At 58.3% G+C, this 8,990-nt stretch carries 8 protein-coding genes; 4 read left to right on the forward strand and 4 right to left on the reverse strand.

What is annotated here, in order from left to right; translation table 11 throughout:
* Positions 1–108: 108 nt before the first annotated feature.
* Positions 109–1,593: an amino acid permease gene (locus tag B7449_RS04825; RefSeq protein WP_039734411.1), complete on the forward strand. Its 1,485-nt coding sequence runs from the start codon at positions 109–111 to the stop codon at positions 1,591–1,593.
* 226 nt (positions 1,594–1,819) lie between these two features.
* Here B7449_RS04825 and B7449_RS04830 read toward each other — a convergent pair whose 3' ends face one another.
* On the reverse strand, positions 1,820–2,392 hold the full coding sequence (locus B7449_RS04830; RefSeq protein ID WP_039734410.1) for a phosphatase PAP2 family protein: 573 nt from the start codon (positions 2,390–2,392) through the stop codon (positions 1,820–1,822).
* Positions 2,393–2,714: 322 nt separating this feature from the next.
* Between B7449_RS04830 and B7449_RS04835 the strand changes: the two genes are divergently transcribed.
* Complete coding sequence (locus tag B7449_RS04835) at positions 2,715–3,830, forward strand: PepSY-associated TM helix domain-containing protein (RefSeq protein ID WP_082084763.1); 1,116 nt, start codon at positions 2,715–2,717, stop codon at positions 3,828–3,830.
* Between the two features lie 256 nt (positions 3,831–4,086).
* Here the strand turns inward: B7449_RS04835 and B7449_RS04840 are convergent, their stop codons facing one another.
* The 3 genes from B7449_RS04840 to B7449_RS04850 form a co-directional block, all read right to left on the reverse strand.
* Positions 4,087–4,866 carry an acetoin reductase gene (locus tag B7449_RS04840; protein ID WP_039734409.1) on the reverse strand — a complete coding sequence of 260 codons (780 nt, stop codon included), beginning with the start codon at positions 4,864–4,866 and terminating at the stop codon, positions 4,087–4,089.
* Between the two features lie 128 nt (positions 4,867–4,994).
* The gene (locus B7449_RS04845) at positions 4,995–6,551 is read right to left on the reverse strand and encodes a carbohydrate porin (RefSeq protein ID WP_039734408.1); all 1,557 of its coding nucleotides are present in this window, start codon (positions 6,549–6,551) and stop codon (positions 4,995–4,997) included.
* A gap of 427 nt (positions 6,552–6,978) precedes the next feature.
* Positions 6,979–7,605, reverse strand: a complete 627-nt coding sequence (locus B7449_RS04850) for a glutathione S-transferase (protein WP_039734407.1) — start codon at positions 7,603–7,605, stop codon at positions 6,979–6,981.
* Positions 7,606–7,919: 314 nt separating this feature from the next.
* On the opposite strand from B7449_RS04850, the gene B7449_RS04855 reads away from it, so the two are divergent.
* On the forward strand, positions 7,920–8,354 hold the full coding sequence (locus B7449_RS04855; RefSeq protein WP_039734441.1) for an NADH-quinone oxidoreductase subunit A: 435 nt from the start codon (positions 7,920–7,922) through the stop codon (positions 8,352–8,354).
* Positions 8,351–8,986 carry a NuoB/complex I 20 kDa subunit family protein gene (locus B7449_RS04860; RefSeq protein ID WP_039734406.1) on the forward strand — a complete coding sequence of 212 codons (636 nt, stop codon included), beginning with the start codon at positions 8,351–8,353 and terminating at the stop codon, positions 8,984–8,986. The genes B7449_RS04855 and B7449_RS04860 overlap by 4 nt, the downstream gene beginning before the upstream one ends.
* Positions 8,987–8,990 lie beyond the last annotated feature (4 nt).

The raw sequence follows: 8,990 nt of genomic DNA on the forward strand, positions 1-8,990 counted from the left end.
AATGCGGCATGCCCGTCCCATGCTTGCACATATCGCGTTTATCCATAGGTTCCTCCCTGCAGGGCAGGGTATAATGCCCGGCAGGGACAGGACGGGGAAACCGGGTGGATGAAGTTTGATCGCGTGAAATCGCTGGACGCAATCATTGCGACATCAAAAAATAAATCGCTGAACCGTTCGCTGGGGGCGTTCCAGCTTACGATGCTGGGAATTGGCGGGATCATCGGCACCGGCATTTTCGTGCTGACGTCCGAAGCCGCGCAGAAGGCGGGACCGGGCATGATGCTCAGTTTCATCCTTGCCGGTTTCATCTGCATGTGTGCTGCAATCTGCTATTGCGAACTGGCGTCCATGGTTCCGGCTGCCGGATCGGCCTACACCTATACCTATGCCGTAATGGGGGAACGGCAGGCATGGATGGTGGGGTGGGCACTGATCCTGGAATACGCCATCGGGGCGGCCGCCGTGGCGTCAAGCTGGTCGGGATATATGGTGGGACTGGTCCGGAACCTGTTTCATGTTGATATATCCCCCCTGTGGGTCAACAGCCCGCAGGCAGGGGGGTACGCCAACCTGCCTGCGGTCGTCATTATCCTCATGATCACATGGCTTCTTGTTCTGGGCACGACCGAAAGCGCACGCGCCAATGCCATTCTGGTCGGAATCAAGGTCATGGCCCTGACGCTGTTTGCCGTTCTGGCCATTCCGGTCATGAACACCAGCCACTTCACCCCGTTCATGCCAACCGGGATCACCGGCATGGCCGGGGCGGCCGCGTCCATATTCTTTGCCTATGTCGGTTTTGACGCCGTCTCCACTGCAGCGGAGGAAACGGAAAATCCACAACGCAATGTTCCGGTCGCGCTGATCGCCTCCCTTGGCTTCTGCACCGCATTCTATCTGCTGGTCGCCCTTGGGGCCATTGGTTCCCCCCTGGGCGCACAACCCGTCATGGCGGCGGATGGCAGCGTGCTGGCCCCCGGCACGCTGGCGCTGGCACATCGGTGCCAGGCAATCGTGGCAGGCGGGGCACCGACCCCGCTGCCGTGCTCACACGAAGCACTGGCCCATATCCTGCGGTCCATAGGGTGGAACCGGGTCGGGAACCTGATCGGCCTTGCCGCGACCATGGCCCTGCCATCCGTCGTGCTGATGATGATATTCGGTCAGACACGCATCTTTTTCACCATGGCGCGCGATGGCCTGCTGCCCGCAGGCCTTGCCCGTGTCCATTCCCGCTACCGCACGCCGCATGTCGTCACCATTGTCACCGGCATTGGCGCGGCCGCGGGTGCTGCTTTCCTGCCGGTGGGTACCCTGGCTGACTATTCCAATTCCGGCACGCTGTTCGCATTCGCCATGGTGGCGATATCCGTCCTGATCCTGCGCCGGACAGACCCCATGCGTGCGCGTCCGTTCCGCGCGCCCGCCATCTGGATCATCGCGCCACTTGCCATTCTTGGGTGTCTTTACCTGTATCTGTCGCTGGATCTGGTCGCCATACTGGTTTTGCCGGCATGGGGCATGATCGGATTGGCCATCTATTCCGGTTACGGTCGTGCGCGCAGCCATGTAGGCCAGCGGCCCCCCTAACCCCCGGAGCGATCAGGTACGATGCCGCGTCAGCGCGCGGAACCAGATCAGTATAGACGGCTGACTGAAAATCATGTCCTGAAAATACCATGTAATAATAAGACCGTTTTTTGTAAATATTTACAAGGCGCCGTCATTTTAACATAAATATATGCCAAAATTTTTATAATTTTATCAATGTATTATTTTAAACAATCCTAAAAGACAGAGAAACAGGTCCGGTCCATTACAGGTGATCGGGAAACAGCTCTTCTGGCGAAAAAACCCGACGGATCGTCGCTTCCGCCCCAAGATGGAACCCGTGGAACAGCAGGGCGACACCAGCGATACAGGGCAGCATATATCCCCATAGCGAACGGGGCACCGGACCACATTTCATTCCCAATACCAGTCCGGCAATACACCCGACGCATGTGCCGACCATGACTTCGGCCATGGTATGGGCCTGCAATCGCCAGCGGGTATATCCCACGACACCCGCAACCCCCAGCAGGGGGACAAGCATGGTAACCGGGTGACGGACAAGCACACGCCGCAGCAGCATGACCAGCAGACCGCCATATGTGACGCTGGCAGCGGCCACATGACCACTGGGGCTGAATACACGGGAGTGCATGAACCATGCATAATACAGCCCCGCGATCTTGAGCAGCAGCATCGTGCCCAGGGCCAGGCCGATAACAGTGCACCAGACCCACATGCCCCGCCACCATCCCCGCACGCCCATGATACAGGCAGCCGTCGCCACGACCGGCAGAATATCGGCCTGATCGGCAAAATCGGTAATGAAGCGCATCATGGGGACGTGGCCTGCCCTAGCCTGTTCACATCTGCCATATCATACGTTTGGCAGGGGCACCAAAAACCGCCCGTAACATGACCGATATCCCCATCCCGAAAGGGGCACCGCCTCTTTCCTCCCTGCCACGGACATGGGCCACGTGCGACACGGCCTGATCGCACGCCGGTTGCGCCAGATCGGTTCGGACCGGGTAACAGGAGGGAACTGAAAACCGGCAGGGCAGATGATACCTTTTTTTACTTCAAACCGGGAGACTGCATTATTGGTGCCCCCGATTATGTCATGATACCATTGCCACAGGCACGGACATATGGGGAAAATGAGCAGCGCATTTCGTAAAATCCATCGCTGGATGGGACTTTTCCTCATGCTGCCCCTTGCATTGCAGGGACTGACCGGGACACTGCTGATCATCCTTCCCCTGCTGTTGCCAGAACGCCCGCATGTTACGGATAGTGGTGCGCTGGCCGGGGCTGAAGCCATGGTCGCCGCCTCCCGCCCCCATGCGCCCGCGGGCATGATCCCGCTGCGCCTCAACCCCGCGCGCTGGAATGGCGATAGCGCCATGGTGACCTATGGACCGGCAGGGGAACGGCATCCGACCTTCGAGGTATTCGTCAATCCCTACCATCCGTCCGTCATCAACACCTACGTTGTGCCGACATATATCCGCTTCCTGCACAATGTGCATGCAGACCTGTTCCTGCTGCCCTATGGCCAGACGGCAACAGGCATCATGGGCGTTGTACTCAGCCTGCTGGCCTGTACGGGGCTGATCATATGGTGGCCACATCCCGCCCTGTGGCAGAACGGGAAATGGCGCAGGACCATGATCGTCAGCCGCCGCGCCCGTGGATTGCGCCTGTGGCGTGAAATACATGTCAGCCTGGGGTTCTGGCTTTCCTTCATTCTCCTTTTCCTGTCACTGAGCGGGGCCATTCTGGCATTTCCTTTCGCGCGCCCGCTATTTGGCATCAACGGCCCCGACCACCACCGGCACGGCCACCCTCACCATACGGCTCTTCCCTCCGTTGCAGGGGAAACGGGGCTGGATACCGGGCTGGCTGCGCTGAAACGCCAGATGCCTGAAGCAGCCCTGTTATCTGTCCAGCTGGGTGAACAGCCGGCACAGCAGGCATTTGAAGTGGTCCTGCCCGCGTATGGTCCCAATCACCCCGCCACCGTCCAGTATGATCCCCATACGGAGCACGTGCATATCAGCCGTGATCCGGGCCAGATACGCCGGGGGGAATGGACCTTCCAGTGGCTGCACATGATGCATGAAACGAAACTGGTGGCCCCAGCCCCCATTGCCGTCATCTGGAAAACGGTCGTTGGGACAGGCGGCATAGGCCTGATCATGCTTGCATGTTCGGGGGCAGGCCTGTGGGCCATGCGTCGTTATGGCGCAGCCCGGCGGGAAAGCAACAACTGACCCCGTCACTATGGCGGGAACGAGGGTCGCATGGTCCGGCGACCACTCTTCCTGCCATCCGCCTGATAATACACCCCTTTTTCTGTTCCCTGCACCATGCGCCCCGTTATGAAAGGACAGTGTCCTGAGGGCAGCTGAACAGGATATGGATCCGTTAAAATCTATTACGTGACATAATTCCGATCCCATATCCTCTCAGGGCGCCATACAACCAGCCACCCACCACAGATCCGGCACGAATAATCAGGGACCATGATCAGCGAAACACAAGCCCGCCATCAATCAGGACCGATTGGCCTGTCATATAATCTGAATCCGCGCAGGCAAGCCATGCGACAAAAGCGGCGACATCATCGGGAGTTTCCGCCCGACCAAGGGCGATGCCGTTAACATATTTCCGATAGGTTGCGCCGATTTCCGCGCCGGTCGCTTCCGCCATGCGCCTGTCTATCTCCACCCACATGTCGGTTCCCACCACGCCGGGGCAATAGGCGTTTACCGTAATGCCATGGGGGGCCAGTTCCTTTGCCGCCGCCTGCGTCAATCCCCTGACTGCAAACTTGGTGGCGGAATAGACGCCCAGAAAAGCATAGCCTTCATGTCCTGCAATGGAACAGGCATTGATGATCTTTCCCCTGCGCTCCAGTTTCCTGAATGCCTGGGCGGCTGCCTGAATTCCCCATAATGTTCCATTGACGTTGATCTGGAAAATCCGCCCCATATCCTCCGGCGTCACATCCACAAGTGCCCTGACCTGCGCCACGCCAGCATTATTGACCATGATGTCAACACCGCCAAAGTGCTGCACCGCCTGCTCAATCACGGCAAAGACCTGATCACGCACGCTGATATCAGCTGCAACCGCAATAACCTTGCGGCCAAGCGCCTGTATGTCTTCGCACACCCCGTCCAGCCGATCCTGCGCGATATCCACCACCACCAGATCCGCCCCGTCACGCGCCAGACGCAACGCAATGCCACGCCCGATACCCTGTGCCGCACCCGTGACAACAGCCACCTTACCGACAAGAGACATGAAAGCCCTCTTTCTTTTTCAGATCACACGCCACAGAATGCGGCAGGTCAGTAAAAAAATGCACAATTCAGGAAAAAGATTTAAAAAGTTATGTAATTTAATAAAAATATCAAATAAAAGTAAACCTGTCAGAAAGCAACATTCATGGCGGTGCTCAGCACCACGGCATCCCTGAACACCGTCGTCCCCCCGACATGATTGACATACTGGAAATCGGGCTTGATCGACAGGCCGTCCGCAATATGGAACCCATAATAGGCTTCATAGATCGTTTCATGCCCCTGAATGCCATACGGCACGCCGAAATTTCCCCCCGGCAGGGCAAGGCCGCGGCCTGCCGCCGCTTCCTGCGACAGGATGGCTGAACGGCTGAAACCAGCCCACAGGAACGCAATCCCCACGCTATCCAGCGGACGATGCCACAGGGCGCCCGTATCCATAAGGACCGCCATAAAGCTGTGGTTGATCTGTGATGTCTGCCCCGAAGCATAGGCATAGTATCCACCAAGTATCAGACCATTCATCTCCCCCGCCCCCCGCCGGACAAGCATCTGGTCCACGATGACCCAGACCGAGGTCTGACCGCTCTGCCTTCGGGCTGGCTGTCCCGTCAGCACCCATGAATTGCCGTGGATGTCTTCATACAGGTCATCGTAGCGCGCATTATCATACATGGCGCCCAGCTTGTAATGCCCCGCCAGGTGGTCCCGGCCAAAGGCGGGGATCCAGCCGATTTCAGCCTGTGTCGACAGCTTGCCCAACCCGTCCTGCGCCCATGACCAGCCCGAGATACCCCCGTTGTAGTTATGGGGGGATACGGCAAACAGTCCCCCCATGACATAAAGCTGCTTTATCGGCATGACACGCAGGACACCGCCAATATTTCCCGAAGGCCAGCCCCGTCCCCCGCGCAGGAACTTGGTCGGACTTTCCCCGCCACACAGCCACACGTTCATGAAGTTGCAGACCCATGGCGAATTCTGGAAAAACACCCCGGTAGGGATCCAGCCAACCGACAGGTCCACCCTGCGGTCAAGCCATCCCTTTTCAAAATACGCCCAGACAAGATGCGCGATCACATTGCCACGGCTGCCGTAAATCTGCTGGACCTGGTTACTGTTATCGCCAAACAGCCGGCTCAGGTTCCGGCCATGTCCGTTGACCACCAGCATGTGCAGCCACAGGTCCCGTGTCCATGCGCGGGAATGAAGCACCCTGTTCCAGTCGACATCCAGCGTGGCGCCAACCTGTCCCGCAACGGTATAATCCCGCTTTTTGCCACCTGCCACGTTACCGGCCAGATCTTCATAAACGTCAACCGCCAGATAAAGCCCACGGTTCTGCAGCCACGGCTGGACACCACCCCAATCCCCCAGCAGATGCGTGGTGCCAAACGGCGGACCGAATGATGGCGGCCCATAGGGCGCGTTCAGGAAGCCGGGGGTTGTTTCATAAAAGGGCGTCGTCGGCTGCGTTTCGGCATACGGCGTGGGGTTGGAGACTTCCGGCAGCTTGTGTGTATCCGCTTTTGTGCCCAGTATCCTGCGCACCCAGCCGGGATATTCATGCGGCTTGCTGTCCTGTACTACAGTTGTCCGGGTTGCATCCACATCCGCCGCCCGGGCGGGAACAGCAACGGACAGGAACAGCCCCAGACACACGACAGTGCGGACCAACACTATCATTGCCGTCCGACCGTACCTGCATATGACGAAATCAGAACACCAATAAAAATATGACAGTAAAAAAAATCCGGAGGGAACGCGCATGCCCAAGACCTCATGGCTTCAGGGGACGATCCAAGACACGTCATACGCACAGATGCGCATGACATATGAGTACGGCATGCGCCGCCACGCATGGCGCGTGACGATACAGGCGGCATTCATCATCATTTCAGTTTTATATGAAAGTGGGTTATTTTTACTTATTCATGAAAAAAACAAGGCGAGCATTTTTATCATTTTTATTGCCTTCATTTTTATCCATCGGCCAGTACGAAACCGTCCTCCCCTGTCCAGGATGACAAGAGAAGCGGCAGCATGGCCTGCGCCCGATAACGGATGTCGCCCGGCACGGGTTTCCCGTCAGCACATGGATATTTACAGTGGGTCAGTCAAACAGGACCGGCACATCCCCTGCCTGCCAGGGCGACAGGCGGCGCATGGCGCGATCAAATACCGGCAGGGCCACAAAGGCCCGCATCCATTCCTGCACCCCATCCGGGCAGGCTGTGGCAAACCAGTGCGGGTCTGTTGCAGCGAACTGCCGCACGAAGGGCGCCACGGCGGCATCGGTCAGGCCCGGCCGGTCACCATGCAGAAAACGGTTCGCCCCCATGGCGGCGTCAAGCTGCTCCAGTCCCTTCAGTGCCTCGGCCCGGTGATGCACGGGGTCGGAGTGATGACGGCTGGCATATTTGTAACGATCCAGATGGTATTTAAACGGACCATCGTTATACGCAATCAGGTCATTGCGGACATTGGCCAGCCAGTGCTGTGGATCATGCCGCCCCAGGGCCCATCGCATGATATCCAGACTTTCATCAATAATGGCCTGATCCGGCAGGACAAGGACAGGCACCGTTCCCTTGGGCGAAACCCGCAGCATGCAGGCAGGTTTCTGCGCCAGTTTTACTTCGCGTATTTCACATTTTACCCCGGCGGACAGCAGGGCCAGCCGCGCCCGCATGGCATAAGGACAGCGGCGGAAACTGTAAAGCACGGGGTATACGGTCATATCGTTCCTGTTGGCAGCCAGCGTCCTGATGCGGGCATGATACGGAGACACGGCATTCGCAGGCAAGACGACACGTCTGCCATATATCCCTGCACATGCATGAAAACTTGCATGACCTGACCGGAACTTCCCTTTCACCACAACGTATAGGCACTTGGCAGCATATTCTGGCGTACCATGCATCCGCGCCGGAATATCAGGGGGAACATAAGCCTGTTCCCGTGCGCCCGTGGCAATGAACGCCCGTCAATACGGATACCATTACACAAGACGACTTCCGGCCAAATAAAACAGACAGAAACGGAATGCCGTTCATGGAACATGCTTCCAATATATGGCCTGTCTTCACCTATGCAGCAGTCATAGCCATGCTATTGGCCTGCATGCTGGGCCTGTCCGCCATAACCGGCACCCGGCGCCGTGGCGCGGCACGTGGCCGCGCCATGTCCATGCCCTTTGAATCCGGTATCCGGCCAACAGGGTCGGCCCACCTGCGGCTGCCTGTGCAGTATTACCTGCTGGCCATGTTTTTTGTCATATTTGATGTTGAAACGGCCATTCTCATGACATGGGCAACGGTCGTGACCGAAACCGGATGGGTCGGTTATGGCGCGGCCGTTCTCTTTACCGTTTTCCTTGCCATATCCCTTGCCTATCTGTGGCGTGCCGGTGCGCTGAACTGGGGGCCACGGCAACGGCTGACCGCCTCCCGACCGATCGCCCATGGTGGAAAGGACCGTGCCCCATGAACTGGTTCCTGTCATCGCCCGACACCAAGGGGGCAACGCCGCCCGCGCCCAGCTTCAGCGAAACGGTCCGCCGCAACCTTGTCATGGGCCGGTTGCAGGATTTCGTGGCGTGGGGACAGAAGAACTCCATCTGGCCACTGAATTTCGGCCTGTCATGCTGTTATGTGGAAATGGCGACAGCGTTCACCAGCCGCTTCGACATTGCCCGCTTCGGCTCCGAAGTGCTGCGCGCGACACCACGCGAAGCCGACCTGATCGTCATTTCCGGCACCGTGTTCGTCAAGATGGCCCCGGTCATCCAGCATCTGTATGACCAGATGCTGGAACCACGATGGGTGATTTCCATGGGGTCATGCGCCAATTCCGGCGGCATGTACGATATTTACAGCGTCGTGCAGGGCGTGGACAGCTTCCTGCCGGTGGATGTGTATGTCCCCGGCTGCCCTCCCCGCCCCGAAGCCCTGCTGGAGGGGCTGCTGCTGCTGCAGAAATCCATCGGCGCGCGCCGCAGGCCGCTAAGCTGGCTGGTGGGACCACAGGGTGCCGAACCCGTCACGCCGCCCAGCCTGCGTGATGAAAAGCGCGCCCACCGCCAGGGCATGCGCGACCTGCGCACGCCCGACGGGATATGATGCC

This window comes from Komagataeibacter intermedius TF2 (assembly GCF_000964425.1).
Lineage (GTDB): Bacteria > Pseudomonadota > Alphaproteobacteria > Acetobacterales > Acetobacteraceae > Komagataeibacter > Komagataeibacter intermedius.